Origin of the sequence: Acetobacter sp. KSO5 (assembly GCF_044094635.1) — a bacterium.
Taxonomy (GTDB): Bacteria; Pseudomonadota; Alphaproteobacteria; order Acetobacterales; family Acetobacteraceae; genus Acetobacter; species Acetobacter cerevisiae.
This window is the reverse complement of the sequence record NZ_CP172014.1, coordinates 1,868,441-1,886,153: the sequence shown is the minus strand read 5'-3', so window position 1 is coordinate 1,886,153 and position 17,713 is coordinate 1,868,441. Positions and strand designations below refer to the sequence as shown.

At 59.4% G+C, this 17,713-nt stretch carries 16 protein-coding genes; 12 read left to right on the top strand and 4 right to left on the bottom strand.

Annotated features, from left to right (window positions below; genetic code table 11):
* The 4 genes from ACHQGU_RS08625 to ACHQGU_RS08610 are packed head-to-tail and all read left to right on the top strand — an operon-like array spanning position 1 to position 4,426.
* On the top strand, positions 1 to 1,230 hold the full coding sequence (locus tag ACHQGU_RS08625; protein ID WP_061491075.1) for an alanine--glyoxylate aminotransferase family protein: 1,230 nt from the start codon (positions 1 to 3) through the stop codon (positions 1,228 to 1,230).
* A gap of 34 nt (positions 1,231 to 1,264) precedes the next feature.
* Positions 1,265 to 1,450, top strand: coding sequence for a DUF4089 domain-containing protein (locus ACHQGU_RS08620; RefSeq protein WP_253558563.1), 186 nt, complete (start codon positions 1,265 to 1,267; stop codon positions 1,448 to 1,450).
* A complete protein-coding gene (locus ACHQGU_RS08615) occupies positions 1,450 to 2,814 on the top strand; it encodes an AtzE family amidohydrolase (protein WP_395494663.1) in 1,365 nt (454 codons plus the stop codon). Before ACHQGU_RS08620 ends, ACHQGU_RS08615 begins: the two co-directional genes overlap by 1 nt.
* Positions 2,815 to 2,818: 4 nt before the next feature.
* Complete coding sequence (locus tag ACHQGU_RS08610; RefSeq protein WP_395494662.1) at positions 2,819 to 4,426, top strand: gamma-glutamyltransferase family protein; 1,608 nt, start codon at positions 2,819 to 2,821, stop codon at positions 4,424 to 4,426.
* Positions 4,427 to 4,439: 13 nt separating this feature from the next.
* On the opposite strand, the gene guaD is transcribed toward ACHQGU_RS08610, so the two are convergent.
* Positions 4,440 to 5,768 carry a guanine deaminase gene (guaD, locus tag ACHQGU_RS08605; protein ID WP_395494661.1) on the bottom strand — a complete coding sequence of 443 codons (1,329 nt, stop codon included), beginning with the start codon at positions 5,766 to 5,768 and terminating at the stop codon, positions 4,440 to 4,442.
* Between the two features lie 29 nt (positions 5,769 to 5,797).
* Positions 5,798 to 6,700, bottom strand: coding sequence for a LysR family transcriptional regulator (locus ACHQGU_RS08600; protein WP_062142316.1), 903 nt, complete (start codon positions 6,698 to 6,700; stop codon positions 5,798 to 5,800).
* A 147-nt stretch (positions 6,701 to 6,847) separates the two neighbouring features.
* On the opposite strand from ACHQGU_RS08600, the gene ACHQGU_RS08595 reads away from it, so the two are divergent.
* Genes ACHQGU_RS08595 through ACHQGU_RS08575 form a run of 5 tightly spaced genes read left to right on the top strand, consistent with a single transcriptional unit; the run spans position 6,848 to position 11,463 of the window.
* Positions 6,848 to 8,260, top strand: a complete 1,413-nt coding sequence (locus ACHQGU_RS08595) for an NAD(P)-binding domain-containing protein (protein ID WP_395496406.1) — start codon at positions 6,848 to 6,850, stop codon at positions 8,258 to 8,260.
* A 33-nt stretch (positions 8,261 to 8,293) separates the two neighbouring features.
* Positions 8,294 to 9,187 carry an allantoinase PuuE gene (puuE, locus tag ACHQGU_RS08590; protein WP_215754985.1) on the top strand — a complete coding sequence of 298 codons (894 nt, stop codon included), beginning with the start codon at positions 8,294 to 8,296 and terminating at the stop codon, positions 9,185 to 9,187.
* On the top strand, positions 9,184 to 9,690 hold the full coding sequence (uraD, locus tag ACHQGU_RS08585; RefSeq protein ID WP_062142322.1) for a 2-oxo-4-hydroxy-4-carboxy-5-ureidoimidazoline decarboxylase: 507 nt from the start codon (positions 9,184 to 9,186) through the stop codon (positions 9,688 to 9,690). The genes puuE and uraD overlap by 4 nt, the downstream gene beginning before the upstream one ends.
* The gene (gene uraH, locus ACHQGU_RS08580) at positions 9,687 to 10,019 is read left to right on the top strand and encodes a hydroxyisourate hydrolase (RefSeq protein WP_061504920.1); all 333 of its coding nucleotides are present in this window, start codon (positions 9,687 to 9,689) and stop codon (positions 10,017 to 10,019) included. The genes uraD and uraH overlap by 4 nt, the downstream gene beginning before the upstream one ends.
* 4 nt (positions 10,020 to 10,023) lie before the next feature.
* The gene (locus tag ACHQGU_RS08575) at positions 10,024 to 11,463 is read left to right on the top strand and encodes a nucleobase:cation symporter-2 family protein (protein ID WP_395494660.1); all 1,440 of its coding nucleotides are present in this window, start codon (positions 10,024 to 10,026) and stop codon (positions 11,461 to 11,463) included.
* A gap of 15 nt (positions 11,464 to 11,478) precedes the next feature.
* Here the strand turns inward: ACHQGU_RS08575 and ACHQGU_RS08570 are convergent, their stop codons facing one another.
* Positions 11,479 to 12,423 carry a LysR family transcriptional regulator gene (locus ACHQGU_RS08570; protein ID WP_395494659.1) on the bottom strand — a complete coding sequence of 315 codons (945 nt, stop codon included), beginning with the start codon at positions 12,421 to 12,423 and terminating at the stop codon, positions 11,479 to 11,481.
* Between the two features lie 203 nt (positions 12,424 to 12,626).
* Between ACHQGU_RS08570 and xdhA the strand changes: the two genes are divergently transcribed.
* The 3 genes from xdhA to xdhC are packed head-to-tail and all read left to right on the top strand — an operon-like array spanning position 12,627 to position 17,272.
* A complete protein-coding gene (gene xdhA, locus ACHQGU_RS08565) occupies positions 12,627 to 14,102 on the top strand; it encodes a xanthine dehydrogenase small subunit (protein ID WP_395494658.1) in 1,476 nt (491 codons plus the stop codon).
* Positions 14,095 to 16,437 (top strand): xanthine dehydrogenase molybdopterin binding subunit, encoded by a 2,343-nt coding sequence (xdhB, locus tag ACHQGU_RS08560; RefSeq protein ID WP_395494657.1) that lies wholly within the window; start codon positions 14,095 to 14,097, stop codon positions 16,435 to 16,437. Before xdhA ends, xdhB begins: the two co-directional genes overlap by 8 nt.
* A 13-nt stretch (positions 16,438 to 16,450) precedes the next feature.
* Entirely contained in the window at positions 16,451 to 17,272 is an 822-nt protein-coding gene (gene xdhC / locus ACHQGU_RS08555) for a xanthine dehydrogenase accessory protein XdhC (RefSeq protein WP_395494655.1), read from the top strand.
* 21 nt (positions 17,273 to 17,293) lie between these two features.
* Here the strand turns inward: xdhC and hpxZ are convergent, their stop codons facing one another.
* Positions 17,294 to 17,695, bottom strand: coding sequence for an oxalurate catabolism protein HpxZ (hpxZ, locus tag ACHQGU_RS08550; protein ID WP_395494654.1), 402 nt, complete (start codon positions 17,693 to 17,695; stop codon positions 17,294 to 17,296).
* Between the last annotated feature and the right edge of the window lie 18 nt (positions 17,696 to 17,713).

Genomic DNA, 17,713 nt, shown 5'->3' with positions numbered 1-17,713 from the left:
ATGGCAAACGATTTTTTTGGCCAGATTGACCCGCCGCAGAGGCTTTTGATGGGACCGGGGCCGGTTAATGTGCATCCGCGCGTACTGCGGGCCATGGCGGCGGACATGCTGGGCCAGTTTGACCCGGAAATGACCACCTACATGAATGAAACCATGGCGCTGTATCGTCAGGTTTTCATGACGCAGAACCGCTGGACCTTTCTGGTGGACGGCACGGCGCGTGCGGGGATTGAGGCTGCTCTGGTCTCTCTGGTGGAACCGGGCAGCAAAATCCTGATTGTGCGGGCCGGGCGTTTTGGCCTGCTGCTGTCTGAAATTGCCGAGCGGATTGGTGCGGAAATCTGCACGATTGATCTGCCCTGGGGTGAAGTGGCGACGCTGGAGCAGATTGAAGAGGCATTAATCGCGCATCGCCCGCAGGTTTTTGCCTGTATCCACGGTGATACCTCCACCACCATGGCCCAGCCGCTTGAAGGTGTGGGCGCGCTGTGCCGCAAATATGATGTGCTGTCCTACGTGGATGCTACGGCAACGCTGGGCGGCATGCCTGTTGCGGTCGATGCGTGGGGCGTGGACGTGGTCTCCGGCGGTTTGCAGAAATGTATGGGTGGGCCTCCGGGTTCTGCACCCATCACCATTTCTGACCGTGCGGCAGAGCACATCATGGCGCGCCGGCATGTGGAAGCCGGAATTCGTAGCGGGGATATGGCAAACGGCAGCCGCGCGCGTATCCCCTCCAACTATTTCGATCTGGCCATGGTGATGGATTACTGGTCGGAAAAACGGCTGAACCACCATACGGAAGCCACCACCATGCTCTACGGAGCGCGGGAAGCGGCCCGTGTGATGCTGGAAGAAGGGCTGGATGCGCGCTTTGCCCGGCATAAGGCTGCCGGGGCTGCCATGGTGGCCGGACTGCGGGCCATGGGGCTGAAGGTGTTCGGGAATGATGCCTATCGCATGACCAACGTAACCGGGGTGTGGATCCCGGAGGGTGTGGAAGGCGAGCGGGTGCGTCAGCGTATGCGTGATGATTTCGGTATTGAAATTGGAACCGCGTTTGGCCCGCTGGCAGGCAAGATCTGGCGCATCGGGGCCATGGGCTACAATGCCAAAAAGCACAATGTTTTGCTAACACTTGGGGCTTTGGAAACCTGTCTGGCGGCAGAAGGCTATGCCGTTAAACGCGGTGCAGGTGTGGATGCCGCTCTTGCAACGTGCCAGAACTGATATCACTATCGAAACAGACTGACAGGAGGGCGACATGAGCGAGAAAGACAACACAATCGCCAGACTGGAGGCGACGGCTGCCTGTCTTGATCTGATAATTCCGGAAGCCTGCCTGCCGGGCGTAGTGGCCAACACACAGCTCTTGCAGGGCTATGTCGATCTGATTTGCGGCATGACCCTGCCTGATACCTGTCTGCCTGCTTATGAGTATCGCCCCTGATGACGTCCCTAATCGACATTGCACATCGTATCCGGGCGGGTGAAGTCTCTGCCGTCCAGATTGTTCAGCAAACGCTGCAGACCATTCGGGAGCGGAATAGCGTCTATAACGCTGTTACGCGCCTGCTGGATGAGCGCGCTCTGAAAGCGGCCGCCGAGGTTGATGCGCGTCTTGCCCGGGGTGAACAGGTGGGTCCGCTGGCCGGTGTGCCGTTTGGCGTGAAGGATCTGTTTGATCTGGAAGGTCTGGTCACAACAGCCGGATCTGTTGTTCTGAAAAACCAGCCCCCTGCCACGCAGGATGCGGAAGTGGTGCGTCGGCTGTGTGCGGCAGGCGCTATTCCCGTTGCAACCCTCAATATGGATGAGTTCGCCTACGGGTTTGCGACAGAAAACGCCCATTACGGCACGACAAAAAACCCGCATGACACGGCGCGTCTGGCGGGAGGGTCTTCCGGTGGGTCCACGGCTGCGGTAGCTGCGGGACTGTTGCCGCTCACACTAGGGTCTGACACCAACGGCTCAATTCGTGTGCCCGCCTCTTTGTGCGGGGTTTGGGGGCTGCGGCCCACGCAGGGACTTCTGCCATTGCAGGGGGTCTATCCGTTTGCGGCTAGTCTGGATGTGGTCGGACCGTTTACCAGCACCAGTGCGGATCTCGCCTGTGCGTTTGAAGCACTGAGCGGTCAGTCCGTTGCCACGGATCAGGACGTCTCGGGTTTGAAAATCGGACGTCTGGACGGGTGGTTTGCGCAGGATCTGGCCTCGGAACTGGTGGTCGGCATGGATCGGCTTCTGGCTGCGTGTGCCGATGTGCGCACGGTGACACTGCCAGAGGTGGCGCGGGTGCGGGCCGCATCCTTCGTCATCACGGCGGCGGAAGGCGGAGCGCTGCATCTGGGCCGCCTGCGGATGCAGGCGATGGCGTACGACCCGGCAACGCGTGACAGACTGATGGCAGGCGCGTTGCTGCCCGCCATGCCGATTGTGCATGCACAGAGAATACGCTCATGGTTCCGGGATGTGCTGCATGACGCCTTCCGGGAGGTAGATATTCTGGTGGCTCCGGCCACGACGGGTGCTGCACCCCGGCTGGACCAGCCGACTATCACGCTTGGCGGCAAACAGGTTTCAGCGAGGGCTAATCTTGGCCTGTTTACCCAGCCGTTAAGTCTGGCGGGCATGCCTGTTGTGGCGGCTCCGCTGGCGCCTGCACCTGGAAAACCAGACGGGTTGCCGCTGGGTGTGCAGTTGATTGCCGCCCCGGGGAAGGAAGCAACGCTTCTGGCCTTTGCGCAGGCGATGGAAAAAGTCGGCTTACTGGGCTTTCCCTGTGCTGATGCAACTCTGAACACACAGGCCTGACCTCATGCTGCATACGCCCCGCTCAACCCGAGGGATGGTCACATCACCGCATCATCTGGCCAGTCAGGCCGGGCTGGATGTGCTGAAGGATGGCGGCACGGCGCTGGATGCTGTGATTGCGACGGCAGCTGCATTGGCCGTGGTCTATCCGCATATGACATCCATCGGGGGAGATGCCTTCTGGCTGATTATGTGGCCGGACGGGCGCACGGAAACCATTGATGCCTGTGGGGCGGCGGCGGCCAAAGCTGATCTGGCATTTTACCGCAACGCAGGCCACGCCGTAGTGCCTTGGCGCGGCGGAGCAGCAGCCAACACCGTAGCGGGAACCATTTCCGGCTGGGGTGAGGCGCACCGGCTTTCTCAAACCTACCATGCCCGACAGCAGACGCAGGCGTTGTCGCTGGAGCGGCTCTTGCGTGACGCCATCTGGTATGCGGAAGCCGGGGTGCCGGTGACGGCAGGTGGCGCAGAGGTGGCCGTTCAAAAAGGGGCCGAATTGCGCGTTGTGCCAGGATACGAGGCGGTATTCGAGCCGGAAGGCCGCCCGCTACGGGATGGCGATATTCTGAAAAACCCAGCATTGGGGCAGACATTGCGGACGCTGGCGGCAGAAGGTCCCGCCAGTTTTTATACAGGCTCTCTGGCGCAAAGCGTTGCCGCAGATCTTGCCGCAGCAGGCAGCCCGCTTTCTGCAACTGATCTCGCCGCTCATGCTGCCATAATCCGTGAACCTCTTTCTGTCGGGGTTACCGGAGCGACGCTCTATAATATGGCTCCCCCGACGCAGGGTGTCGCGTCTCTTCTTATTCTGGCGCTTTTTGACCGGCTACGGGTGCAGGAGCCGGAAAGCTTTGCCTATTGGCATGGATTGGTTGAGGCGACCAAGCAGGCGTTTCGTTATCGGGACACCCACGTGGGTGACCCGGCTTACATGACGGTTGAAGCCCAGCATACGCTGAGCGACCCGGCAGTGCTGGACCAGATGGCCGCTGCCATTGACCCACAGAAGGCGGCCCCATGGCCGTATCCGTCTCAGGCCGGTGATACGGTCTGGATGGGGGCGATTGATGCGGATGGCGTGGCTGTCAGCATGATCCAGAGCACCTATTTTGAATTTGGTTCAGGCGTGGTTCTGCCGCAGACAGGGATTGTCTGGCAGAACCGCGGCTCCAGCTTCAGACTGACTGAGGATGGGTGGAATGCCCTGCGTCCCGGCCGGAAACCGTTCCATACCCTGAACCCTGCCGCAGCCCGGTTCCATGATGGCCGGGTCATGGTTTACGGCACTATGGGCGGGGAGGGCCAGCCGCAGACGCAGGCCGCCGTGTTCACCCGTTATGCGCAGTATGGCATGGGCTTGCAGCAGGCCGTCACGGCCCCGCGCTGGTTGCTGGGGCGCACATGGGGGGAGGAGAGTGTCACCCTCAAATATGAAGACCGCTTTGCGCCGGAGGTGGTCGCGCAGATGTCGGCGGCTGGACATCAGATGGAACGGGTCGCGCCCTTTACGTCAATGATGGGCCATGCCGGTGCCCTTGTCCGGCACCGGAATGGCATACTGGAGGGCGCGACGGACCCCCGCAGTGATGGTGTTGTGGCCGCCTGGTAAAACAGGCAGTTCTTTAAGCGGTCTCAGGCCGAACGTAGACCGGGCGGCCATCGGCCCATGTGGCTTTAACGCTGCGATCGTCTCCCAGCGTCATCAGTACGAACAGAAGGTCGGCCATGCTGGTACACTCTTTGGTGCGCAGGGCCAGAAGAGGCGTTGCTGCCGGGTCCAGCACGCACAGATCGGCTTCCATGCCGGGGGCGATGGTGCCGATTTTGTCATCCAGATGCAGGGCCTGTGCGGCTCCCGCTGTGGCCAGCCAGAAGGCCTGAATGGCATGGAGGCGCTGTTTCCCGGCCATTAGGGAAACCTTATAGGCTTCCCCCATGGTGCTGAGCAGAGAAAAGCTGGTGCCCGCACCAATATCTGTGCCCAGACCCACATTGACCGGGCGACGCGGGTCGACAGCATCAAACAGCCGAAACGCGCCGCTGCCCAGAAACAGGTTGGACGTCGGGCAGTGGGCCAGCGTGCAGTGTGTGTCATGGCACTGCTGAAAATCGTGTTCGTGCATGTGAATGGCATGACCAAAAATGGCGCGTGGCCCAACCAGTCCTGCTTTGTCATACACATCCAGATAGGATGAGCGTTCCGGGAACAGAGTTTTGACGAAGGCAATCTCATCTTCATTTTCCGCAAGATGTGTCTGCATGAACAGATCATCGCGGCTGTGGAAGAGAGCGCCTGCGCATTCCAGCTGTTCCGGGGTGCTGGTAATCGCAAAGCGCGGTGTAATAGCGTAGAGTTGCCGCCCCTTGTTATGCCATGTCTCAATCAGTTTCTGAGACTCATCAAAACCCTGCTGAGCGGTGTCACGCAAATTATCCGGGGCATTGCGGTCCATCAGGACCTTGCCTGCAATCATCCGGGTGCCGAGCTTTTCTGATTCCTGAAAGAAAGCCGTGACGGATTCAGGATGCACGGTGCAGTAAACTGCGGCAGTCGTGGTGCCGTTGCGTAGCAGCTCCTGCAAAAAGGCGCGGGCAATGGCCTGGGCGAATTCCGGGCTGGAGAACTTTGCCTCGGTCGGGAAGACATACTGTTGCAGCCATTCCAGTAACTGCTTACCCCAGGAGGCAATGACGGGCAGCTGCGGATAATGGACGTGCGTATCAATAAACCCGGCGCTGATCAGGCTGTCCGGGTAATGCGTGATGCCCCCCTCCGGCACCTGTGCACGCAGGGCATCATACGCGCCGCATTGGGTGATTTTCCCGTTTTCAATCAGGATCAGCCCGTCCTCTTCCACATGCAGCGCGTCTTCCGGCGGCATGGTGAACGGATTGCCAGTAAAGGTCACAAAACGCCCTCTCAGAGCGGCAGTGCGGGAGGAAGAGGGCATGAAACCTCGCAAGAATGAGTGGGCCGGCTTTAGAGCTGATCGGCGAAAAACTGCTCAATTTCAGAAATGATCAGTCTGGCCGCCATGGAAAGCTGGCGTGACCTGTCAACACAGAGCGCCAGCGTGAGCGGAGACAGCTTTTTATTGAGGATGGGCGTGAAGGCAAGCTGATTTTTCTGCACTTCGTCATACACATCCAGATAGCTGAGGATGCCAATGCCCACGCCGGCGCTGACCAGAGATTTGATCATCTGGATATTATCGGCCCGGGCAACCGCCTGAATCTTGATGCCGGTTTCGGCTTCCAGAAGTTCAAGGGGCCTCCATAACGCCAGAGGCGGGGCGGGGATGACGACCGGATATTCCGCGCACAGGCTGAACGGGGCTGTTTCCAGCGCACCAACCGGATGATCGGGCTGGGAGATGAAGCCGAGCGGAATTTCCCGATGTGCCCGCACAAACAATTCCCGCATGTGGCCGGGGTTGAACATCAGGGCAAAGTCGGCCTGACCGTCTACCAGAATCTCGCCCATGTCCCGGCTGGCACGCACATGCACATTTACCACAATACCCGGATGTGTTTCCCGCAGGCGGCCCAGGACGGCGGGCAGAAAGCCTTTGGTCAGTGCATCGGGGATCAGAATGTCCGCCGAGCCCTGCCGCAAGCCTTTCAGATTATCAATCTGGGTGGTGAGGGCACGGAGGTCCCGGGTCCAGCGGATGCCGGAAGACAGCAGGAGTTCCCCGGCGGTGGTCAGTCGTAGTCCGGTTGGCAGGCGCTCGAAAAGCTGAGTGCCCAGTAGCTTTTCCCCTTGCAGGATCTGCCGGTCGATGGCGGAGGCCGCAATGTTCAGCTCGTCCGAGGCTTTCCGGATGGAGCCCTGTTGCGCCACGGCGATGAAGTAACGGAGGAAACGAGAAAAAACCGGCATAAGAGGTGATCTCATTTTGCGAACGGATTAGACTGAATTAAGTCATATACAAGAATGGTCCGGGTGTGAAATTGTTTCAGATGGCAGTAGGTTCAGATAAAGATAAGGTTTGAAGTGCATATGGAACAAGTTTCTTCCTCTTCAGGGTTGGACCAGCTTGAAAGTCGTGTTCGCGATGATCTGGCCAAGATCCGCTACGCAACGGGAGACTGGTGTGAGCCGCTGGAGCGGGAGGGAGAGCGTGTTCTGGACGTGGCCATTATCGGCGGCGGGCAGGGTGGTCTGGCCACATGTTTTGCCCTGCGTCGGCGTGGCCTGAGCAATACGTGCATTTTTGATCAGGCAGCCCGTGGCGGCGAAGGCCCGTGGGTGACATTTGCCCGCATGATCACCCTGCGGACGCCCAAGCATGTCACCGGGCCGGATCTGGGGATCCCCAGTCTGACGCCGCAATCCTGGTTTGAAGCCCGTTATGGGGTGGAAGCCTGGAAAGCGCTGGATAAAATCTCTCGTCAGGACTGGCAGGCTTATCTGGACTGGCTGCGTGATGTGCTGTCTCTGCCCGTGCAGAATGACCGGAAACTGATTGATATTGACTGGCAGGATGGCTTGCTCCGCCTGACTTTCCAGCAGGCGAATGGTGCGCAGTCCCATGTCTGGGCGCGTAAAATGGTGCTGGCGACCGGGATTGAAGGCGGCGGGGCCTGGCATGTGCCGGACTTTATTGCGCAGGCTCTTCCCACGTCTCGTTATGCCCACACCAGCCAGCAGATTGATTTTGCAGCACTGAAAGGCAAACGTATTGGCGTGCTGGGGGCCGGGGCTTCGGCTTTTGATAATGCCGCGACGGCGCTGGAACTGGGCGCAGGGCGTGTTGATCTGTGCCTGCGTCGGCCTAAAATTCCGAGTGTGAACCCGTATCGCTGGATGGAGAACGCAGGCTTCCTCGGCTATTTTGCCGATCTGCCTGATCAGATCCGCTGGCGCTTCATGCATCGGATTTATGATCTGAACCAGCCGCCGCCGCAGGATACGTTCTGGCGCTGCCGCAAGCATGAGAACTTCGCCTTCCACACCGGCACCCCATGGCTGGCCGTGAAGGAAACAGAGGACGGCGTGGTCGTCACGACACCGCATGGCGAAATGACGTTTGATTTCCTGATTATCGGCACAGGCTTTGTTATTGACCTGACCCGCCGCCCGGAAATGCACCGTTTTGCTGAGAATGTGACGTTGTGGCGGGATCGCTTTACGGCTCCCAAAGGGGAAGAAAGTGAAGTGCTGTCCAGCCACCCCTATCTGGGCGGCAACTTCCAGTTCCTGCCCCGCAACGCGGCGGACCCGATGGCTCCGATGCTGGCAGCTATTCACAACTTCACCTTTGCCGCCACCCCCAGCATGGGGCTGTCTGGCGCGTCCATCAGCGGGATGCGGTTTGGCGTAGAGCGGCTCGCCCAGTCCATCGGGCGTGAGCTCTTTGTGCAGGATGGAGAAAAGCAGCTGCAAAGCCTGCTGGATTACGACACCGACGAACTCGTCAGCCTTGCCCCACCTGTGTAAGAGACGACAAAACCAAGCAGAGCCGGAGAAAGCATGACTGATTATCCGCGGGATATGACCGGATATGGCCCGACACCGCCTGACCCTCAGTGGCCGGGTGGTGCGCGCATTGCCGTGCAGTTTGTCATCAATTACGAGGAGGGCGCGGAAAACTGCGTCCTGCATGGGGACAAAGGCTCGGAAGCGTTCCTGTCAGAAATGGTGGGCACGCGTTCTATCCCCGATGCGCGCTGCATGCAGATGGAAAGTCTGTATGAATATGGCAGCCGCGCCGGGTTCTGGCGGTTGCAGCGGCTGTTCCAGTCCGCAGGCATCCGGCCAACAGTGTTTGGCGTCGCTCTGGCCATGGCCCGCAATCCGGAAGCGGTCGCGGCTATGAAAGAGGGTGACTGGGAAATTGCCACCCACGGCCTGCGCTGGATTGATTATCAGGATATCCCGGAAGACGTTGAGCGTGCGCATATTCAGGAGGCCATTGCACTGCATACGCAGGTGACCGGCTCCCGCCCGCTCGGCTGGTATCAGGGCCGGACAAGCCCGAACACGGCACGCCTTGTGGTGGAAGAAGGCGGCTTTGTTTACGACGCAGATTCCTACGCCGATGACCTGCCGTATTATGACCGGCGTTACGGGCGGCCTCAGCTGATTGTGCCCTATACGCTGGACGTCAATGACATGAAATTTGCCGCGCTGAACGGCTTTACGGAAGGCGAGCAGTTCTTCCGCTACCTGCGTGATACGTTTGACATGCTGTATCGGGAAGGCGGGCGGATGATGTCCGTGGGCCTGCATTGCCGGCTGGCAGGCAAGCCTGCCCGTGCGCTGGCTGTGGCGCGCTTTCTGGAGCATGTGCAGGCGCATGAGAACGTCTGGGTTGCAACCCGACTGGACATTGCGCGCCACTGGCTTTCGGTGCACCCGGCATGACGCTTGATGATGTGAATGCTCTGCCAGTTCCGGCCTTTGTGGCCGAGTTTGGCGGCTTGTATGAACACTCTCCCTGGGTGGCGGAAGGGGCTGCAACACAGCGGCCTTTTGCCAGCAAGGCGGCCATGCTGACAGCGTTTTCTGACGTGGTGCAGAAGGCCGGGCATGACCGCCAGATTGCTCTGGTCCGCGCGCATCCGGAACTTGGGCATCGCGCCGGGATTGATCCGGCGCTTAGCGAAGCTTCTGCGCAGGAGCAGGGAAGTGCCGGGCTGGACCGGCTGACCCCGGCTGAATATGAGCACTTTCAAAGCCTGAATACGGCGTATCGGGACAAATTTGGCATGCCGTTTGTCATCTGTGTGCGTAAGGCGGGTAAAGCCGTTATTCTGGAGGCCATGGCACACCGTCTGGCCAGCACGCCGGAGGCCGAACTGGCTGAGGCGCTGAAGCAGATTGATGCTATTGCCTCTTTACGCTTGCAGGATAAAGTAAAGGGATGAGTTCTTTATCAACGCATGTGCTGGACACCGTTTCCGGCCGCCCTGCTGCGGGTGTGCGGTTGCGTCTGTTTTCAGGCGCGTCCGTGCTGTTTGAAGGTCAGACCGATGCCGATGGCCGTTGCCCCGCTTTGCGGGAGCTGACGCTTGAGGGCGGGCAGTATCGGCTTGAGTTTGAAATTGCAGCCTATTTCCGCGCACAGGGGCATGAGCTGGCAGACCCGCCATTTCTGGATGTTGTCCCCCTCGTGTTCGGGCTAAGTGCGGAGGGGCATGCCCACGTGCCGCTGCTTGCCGCCCCATATGGATATTCGACTTACCGAGGGAGTTGAGTGCGTGACCCTCGACAAACGTAATACGACCGAACCCGTTCACCCCGTTGATGAAGTCCTCCCCCTGTGGGAGCTGGCTATTTACGGCTTTCAGCATGTTCTGACATTTTATGCGGCTGCGGTTATTGTTCCTATTCTGCTGGCCAGCGCGCTTGGCCTTTCGCATGAGATGCTGGAACACCTGATTGAAGCAGACCTGTTTACCTGCGGCATTGCCTCCTTCATTCAGGCGGTCGGCATTGGCAAGATCGGGGTGCGGCTGCCGCTCCTGCAGGGGGTAACCTTTGTGGCCGTCATGCCGATGATCGCCATTGGTGTGTCAGCTGGTGGTGGGGTTGAAGGGCTTCGGCAGATTTTTGGCTCCGTCATTGTCGCCGGTATTTTTTCATACATTGTCGCCCCGTATTTTTCCCGGCTGATCCGCTTTTTCCCGCCGGTGGTGACGGGCTCCGTCATTCTGGTCATCGGGCTGGCGCTGCTGCCTGTCGCGGCGAATGACATTGTGGCAGGGCACGGCACCAACGCCATGCAAAACCCGGTGGAACTGCGCAATGTGGCCTACGGGCTGGGCACGCTGTTCTTTATTCTGGCCATTCAGAAATTCTGTCGTGGGTTTCTGGGCACCATTGCGGTGCTGATCGGTCTGGTCTGTATGACGCTGGTTGCCTGGGTGCTGGGGGACGCGCATTTTGCCGATGTCGGGGCAGCGCCGCTACTCACCATCTCAAAGCCGTTCTACTTCGGGATGCCGACCTTTCATGTTGTGCCCATTCTCTCGCTGATTATCGTCATGATCATTTCCATGCTGGAAACAACGGGCGATGTGTTTGCAACGGGGGCGATTGTCAAAAAGCCGATTGGCTCTGCTGATATTGCCGCAGCCATCCGGGCAGACGGGCTGGCGACCTTTATCGGCGGGGTCTTCAATTCCTTCCCCTACACCTGCTTTGCCGAAAATGTCGGGCTGGTGCGGCTAACGCAGGTTAAAAGCCGATGGGTGGTTGCGTCTGCTGCGGTCATCATGATGGTGCTGGGGTGTATCCCTAAGCTGGCGGCCATTATGGCAAGTGTGCCGCTGCCTGTGCTGGGCGGTGCTGCGCTGGCCATGTTCGCGGCGGTGGCCGTGGTGGGTATTCAGACGCTGGCGCAGGTGGATTTTGATAATCAGAACAACATGATTATCGTTGGCACCAGCATCGGCCTTGGCATGCTGGCTACGGCTCAGCCGCATATTGCCGATAATTTCCCCAGCTGGGCGCAGATCATTTTTGGCAGTGGGATTACACTGGGTTCCATGGCGGCCATGAGCCTGCATCTGGTGTTCAACCACTTCATGCCCGCGAATAAGCATGGGGTAGTGATAGGCGATCAGCCTTCTAAAACTCTTCCTGCAGAGGGCATGGAAGCTGCACTGTCGCACGAAGAGACTGTGCGCGAGGGCTAAGGCCTCTCTTGCGGTTCAGGAGGCCATTTCCGCGTTCTGCTCTGCCAGTGCGTGGAAGTTCTCGGTAATCAGATCAAGCGTAGTCTGGGCGGCGGCGGAGAGCCGCCGTTGCGTATTATAGAACAGGCAAAAGCCAAGCGGTTTGATGCCGGACTCAGTCAGCGGCACAAAACAGAGTTCGCCGGCTTTCACCTCATTCATCACATCCATTTGGGTTAGCATCCCAACCCCCAGACCGCTGCGGATCAGGGCCTTGATGCTGGCAATCCGGTTGCTGGTAAACGTGGGATGCAGGCTGACGTTATGCTGGGCCAGCCCTTCCTGAATGGCTGCACCCACAGCCAGCGTGCTGTCCGGTAAAATTAGCTTGCTGCCAAATACATGGTTCAGGCGGGCATGGTCCCGCTGAGCCAGCGGATGGTCGGGCCTGACAACAAACCCGATAGCGGCTTGGAGTGTGCTGACAATGCGCACCTGCCGCGAGGATTTTCCAGCCAGAGAAATCCCGAAATCAACTTCATTCCGGCTGACAGCCTGCCAGATGGCTTTGAAATCCAGTGTCTGAAGCTTGAATTCCACGCGCGGATGCTGCTTGGTTACGTCGGAGAGGATGTCCGGTATCAGCCTGTCACTCACGGCTTCAATGGCAGCAATTTCCACCACACCGCCATGCAGGCCGGAGAGCCTGTCGAGCCGGGACTGAAATTGCTCAAAATCCCGCTTGCCGGAGATAATGGCTGCCAAGAGCAACTCCCCCGCAGTCGTCAGGGTCAGGCCCGAACTGTGACGATGGAACAGAGGGGTTTCCATTTCCTCTTCCACAGCCAGAATTTGCCGGTTGACTGCGGAGGGTGAAACATTCAGAGCGGTTGCCGCCTGCCGGATGGAGCCAGTCTGTGCAACCATCTCAAAATAAATGGAAAACCGGGATAGCGTAAAAACGCGGTTAGGGCTCCGCATGGCGCATCTCCAGACAGTAGGGAGGGGTGTTGAGCATCGCGTGGAACTGTTGGCGGTGTGTCGACAAAAACGCAACAGGGCGTCGCATTCTTTATGTTGGACGAAACCCGAAAATGAGATGATTCTGAAACAATACCATCATGACCCGGAACCGCTCGCCCATCATCCACCGGGCCGCATGTTCCAGCAGGAGAGCGCATTTTATGCGGGAGTCTATCCGGTTTTACCTTGGAAATGTCCGTCACGAAGTCTCTGGGTTCAGTCCGACCCGGACCGTGCTGGACTGGCTGCGGGAAGACCGCCGCCGCACGGGCACCAAGGAAGGCTGTAATGAGGGCGACTGCGGGGCCTGCACAGTTCTGGTCGTCCGGCTGGAAGGCGATACGCTGGTCTGGCGGGCGGTGAATGCCTGTATCCAGTTCCTGTGGATGCTGGACGGCGCGCAGCTTTTTACCGTGGAAGATCTTCGCAGCCCGGACGGCGCGCTGCATCCGGTGCAGCAGGCCATGGTGGACCTGCACGGCGCTCAGTGCGGCTTTTGCACACCGGGTTTTGTGATGTCGATGGTGGCCTATTGCAAGACGCCCGGTGCCTCCATGGAGGACGAGGCCATTAACACAGCTCTCGCAGGCAATCTCTGCCGTTGCACCGGCTATGCTCCCATTGTACGGGCTATGAAGCAGGCTCTGACAGCACCGGCAGATGGGCTGGATACACAGACAGAGGCGATCAAAACCCGCCTGAAGGCTCTGGTTGATGGTCAGACTGTGGAGATTGCGGGGCCGGAGGGTCGCGTCACTCTTCCCGCCAGTGCAGACGCTCTGGCCGCAGCGTATCAGGCAGACCCGCAGGCAACCTTGGTCGCTGGTGCAACGGATGTCGGGTTGTGGGTGACCAAAGGCCTGCGTACCTTGCCGCATCTGATCAGCGTCGGGCTGGTGCCGGATCTGCATAAAATTGAGTCTACGCCGGAAGGGTTGAGGATTGGTGCCGCTGTAACCTATACGGAGGCGAAAGAGCCCATTGCAGCACTCCTGCCCGATGCTGGTGAGGTCATCCGGCGTATTGGGTCTACGCAGGTGCGCAATGCAGGCACGGTGTGCGGTAATATTGGCAATGGCTCTCCCATCGGGGACGGACCGCCTCTCCTGATTGCAGCAGGCGCTGTGCTGAAACTTCGCTGTGGGGAGGCTCATCGCAGTCTGCCGCTGGAAGAGTATTTTCTGGCGTATGGTAAACAGGACCGACAGCAGGGCGAGTTCATTGAAGCTGTGGTGATCCCCGAGCCTCAGCCGGACACCGTTTTCCGGGCCTACAAGATTTCCAAGCGGTTTGATCAGGATATTTCTGCCGTGCTGGGGGCGTTCTCGCTGGTGTTTGATGATGCCGGGCGGATTGCCACCGCGCGGATTGCTTTCGGCGGTATGGCGGCAACGCCCAAACGTGCTTCTGCGACGGAAGCGGCCTTGCAAGGCCAGTTCTGGACGGAGGCTACGTTGAAGGCCGCTCAGGTGGCCATGAAAACAGATTTCGCGCCGATTTCCGATATGCGGTCCAGTGCGTGGTATCGTCAGACCGTCGCCGTGAATTTGCTGACACGCCTGTTTGTGGAAACAGCCCCTGAACATGCAGGGACAGAAACCCGGCTGGCCGGGTGGAAGGAGCAGGCTCATGTCTGAAACTCTGACAAAACAGACGCCCCGGATCGTACCGGGCGGTGCTTCCAAAAGCCTGCGGCATGAAAGTGCCCGGATGCACGTTTCCGGCAGTGCTGCCTATATTGATGATCTGCCGGAACCGCAGGGTCTGCTGCATGTGGTTCCGGGCTTAAGCACCAAAGCGCATGCCCGGATTATCTCCATGGATCTTGAGGCCGTGCGGGCCGTGCCCGGTGTGGTGTGTGTGCTGACGGCGGCTGATATCCCCGGAGACAATCAGGTCAGTGCTGTTGGCAAAGGGGATGAACCTTTGCTGGCAGATGGCGAGGTCTGTTTTTACGGCCAGCCGATTTTTGTCGTGGTGGGGGAAAATCGAGGGGTTGCACGTCGCGCGGCCAAACTGGCGAAAATTGAGTATGAAGAGCGGCCAGCCGTGCTGAATATCGCGCAGGCGCGGGAGGCCGGGGGCGTTCTGGTCTGGCGTCCTCTGGTCATGAGCCGGGGTGATGTGGAGACAGGGCTGGCGGCGGCCCCTCGGCGGCTCTCTGGTCAGGTGACGGTTGGCGGGCAGGAGCATTTCTATCTGGAAGGGCAGGCGGCACTGGCGCAGCCCGGAGAAGAAGGCGAGATGCGGGTATGGTCCTCCACCCAGCACCCTACAGAAACGCAGCACATGGTGGCGCATTGCCTGCATGTGCCGAGCAATCTGGTGACGGTTGAAGTCCGCCGTATGGGGGGCGCTTTTGGGGGAAAGGAATCTCAGGCCAATACGCCAGCCTGCCTTGCCGCGATTGCCGCCCATGTCACAGGTCGCGCTGCAAAAATGCGGCTGGACCGTGATGACGACATGATGATGACCGGCAAGCGGCATGACTTCGTGATTGATTACGAGGTTGGGTTTGATGATGCGGGCAATATTCTTGCCGTCGATATGGTGCTGGCGGCTCGCTGTGGCTGGGCGGCAGATCTGTCCGGCCCTGTAGTCGACCGAGCCTTGTTCCACGCGGACAATGCCTATTTCTACCCGGATGTGCGGTTTAAATCAGAACCGCTGAAAACCAATACCCAGTCCAATACGGCCTATCGTGGGTTTGGTGGCCCTCAGGGCATTGTGGCGGCGGAGCGGGTGATTGAGGAAATAGCCTTTGCCACCGGGCTGGACCCGCTGGATGTGCGGGTGCGCAATGTGTATGGCACCGGCACGCGCAACATCACGCCGTATCATATGACAGTGGAAGATTCGATTGCGGGCGAGATCATGACGCAGCTTGCCGAGCGCTGTGACTATCGCCAGCGGCGGCAGGCCTTGCGGGAGGCCAATAAAAGCAGCCCGTGCATCAAACGCGGTATTGCCCTCACGCCGGTAAAATTCGGGATTTCCTTCACCGCGACCCATTACAATCAGGCCGGCGCGCTGGTGCATGTCTATACGGATGGTTCCGTGCAGGTGAACCATGGCGGCACGGAAATGGGACAGGGGCTGCATACCAAAATGGTGCAGATTGCCATGCGGGAGTTCGGCCTGACAGAAGACCGCGTGCGCATTACCGCAACGACCACAGGCAAGGTGCCCAATACCTCCGCGACGGCTGCGTCCAGCGGCGCAGACCTGAACGGTATGGCGGTGCTGGATGCGGTGCATAAGATCAAGGGCCGGCTGATCAGCTTCGCGGCTGAGCACTGGCAGGTGCCGGAAGAGAACGTGCAGTTTCTGCCAGACGGCGTGCAGGTGGGAGAGCAGATCATCTCCTTCCCTGAGCTGACAAAAGCGGCCTATTTTGCCCGCGTCTCTCTTTCGGCCAATGGCTTCTACAAAACGCCTAAAATTTCATGGAATGCAGCAACCGGGCGTGGGCGTCCTTTCTACTATTTTGCCTATGGCGCAGCGTGCGCCGAGGTGGCGCTTGATCTGCTGACCGGTGAGAACCGCATTGAGCGCGTGGATATTCTGCATGATGCCGGGCAGTCTCTGAACCCGGCTATTGATATCGGGCAGATTGAAGGGGGCTTTGTGCAGGGTGCGGGCTGGCTGACCATGGAAGAGTTGGTGTGGGATGACACAGGCCGGCTGCGCACCCATGCCCCCAGCACGTATAAAATCCCGGCCTGTTCAGACCGGCCTCGCGTGTTCAACGTGGCGTTGCTGGAGCATTCTCCTAATCAGGAGGCGACTATTTTCCGCTCCAAGGCGGTGGGGGAGCCCCCCTTTGTGCATGGTGTGGCGGTGTTGCAGGCTATTTCCGATGCGCTCGCCAGCCTGAATGATTATCAGACCTGCCCACAGCTTGATGCCCCCGCTACGCCGGAGCAGATTTTGCGCACGGCTGAGCGGATGCGGCAGCAGGCGGCGCACTGAGCGCGGCAATGCCATGAAGGAGCTCGCCGCACGTCTGTCTGAGTGGTCTCCCGATGCACCGCCGGTCGCGTGTGTGCAGATCATGGATGTGCGTGGCTCTGCCCCGCGAGAAAGCGGGGCTTTCATGCTGATTGGGGAACGCTGGCAGGCCGGGACCATCGGTGGTGGGTGTCTGGAATGGGACTGTGTGCATCAGGCCAGAACTCTTTTGCAGACGGGAGAGACTGACTGGTCTCATCGCTTTGTGCTGGGGCCTGAAACCGGGCAATGCTGCGGCGGTCGCGTGGATGTGCGCATCACGCGCATGGATGCAGCTCTGGCAACGCACCTGCAACAACAGCTTGCCGGACAGGAAGAGGCCTGGCCGGTGCTGGTGCTGTTTGGGGCAGGGCATGTCGGGCGCGCTTTGGCAAGGGCTCTGGCGCCTCTTCCGCTGCGTCTGATCTGGGTGGACCCGCGCGCGGAGGAATTTGGCACGATGCCGGAGGGCGTGGATGCACGCGTTACCTCCGATTGGGAGCATGTTCTGGCCGAAGTGCCAGCCGGTTCTGGCGTGCTGGTGCTAACCCCTAACCATTCGCTGGATGCCCTGATTGTGGCCGCCGCTCTGGAGCGCGGGGATTTGTCTTACGTCGGGCTGATTGGTTCCCGCACTAAGCGCCGCCGGTTTGAAGCCAGCTTCCGGGAAATCGGGCTGCCCGAAGAGCGGATTGCCTCGCTGATCTGCCCGATTGGTGACCGGGGTGTGCGAGACAAACGGCCTGAAATTATTGCAGCCCTTGTGGCGGCGGAACTGATTGAACGGTTTCTGCCCCATCCGCCGCAGGCGGCATAAAGCCATATTTTTCTGACAGATTTATGAGGCCGGGCGGCTGGTTTCCGGGCGCTCTGCCATAAGTGAGACATGGGCGGCGATAATCTTCCAGCCTTTGTCTGTCAGCACCCATGTCTGCATTTGCCGCCCAATCCGGGTGGAGCCTTCCCGCTGAAATTCCAGACTGACAACGGCTGAGCTCTCACCCAGAGTAGTAATAGCCCGGCGCAGAACCTTGCGCGGGGGAGAGCCGCCGCTGCGTGCGCGTCGGAAGGCTGCAATTTCTTCCGCGCCATACAGGTTTTCGCCCACGCCGTAGCGCACGGTTTCCGGGCCATTGTGAAAGAAGGCGTCTAGTGCGACAAGGTCATTCTCGCCAAGAGCTTTTTCATAAGCATCGGAAAGAGCAGTGATTTCGGCCACCAGAGCGGGTGTATTGAACATATCCGGGGTCTTTCAGGC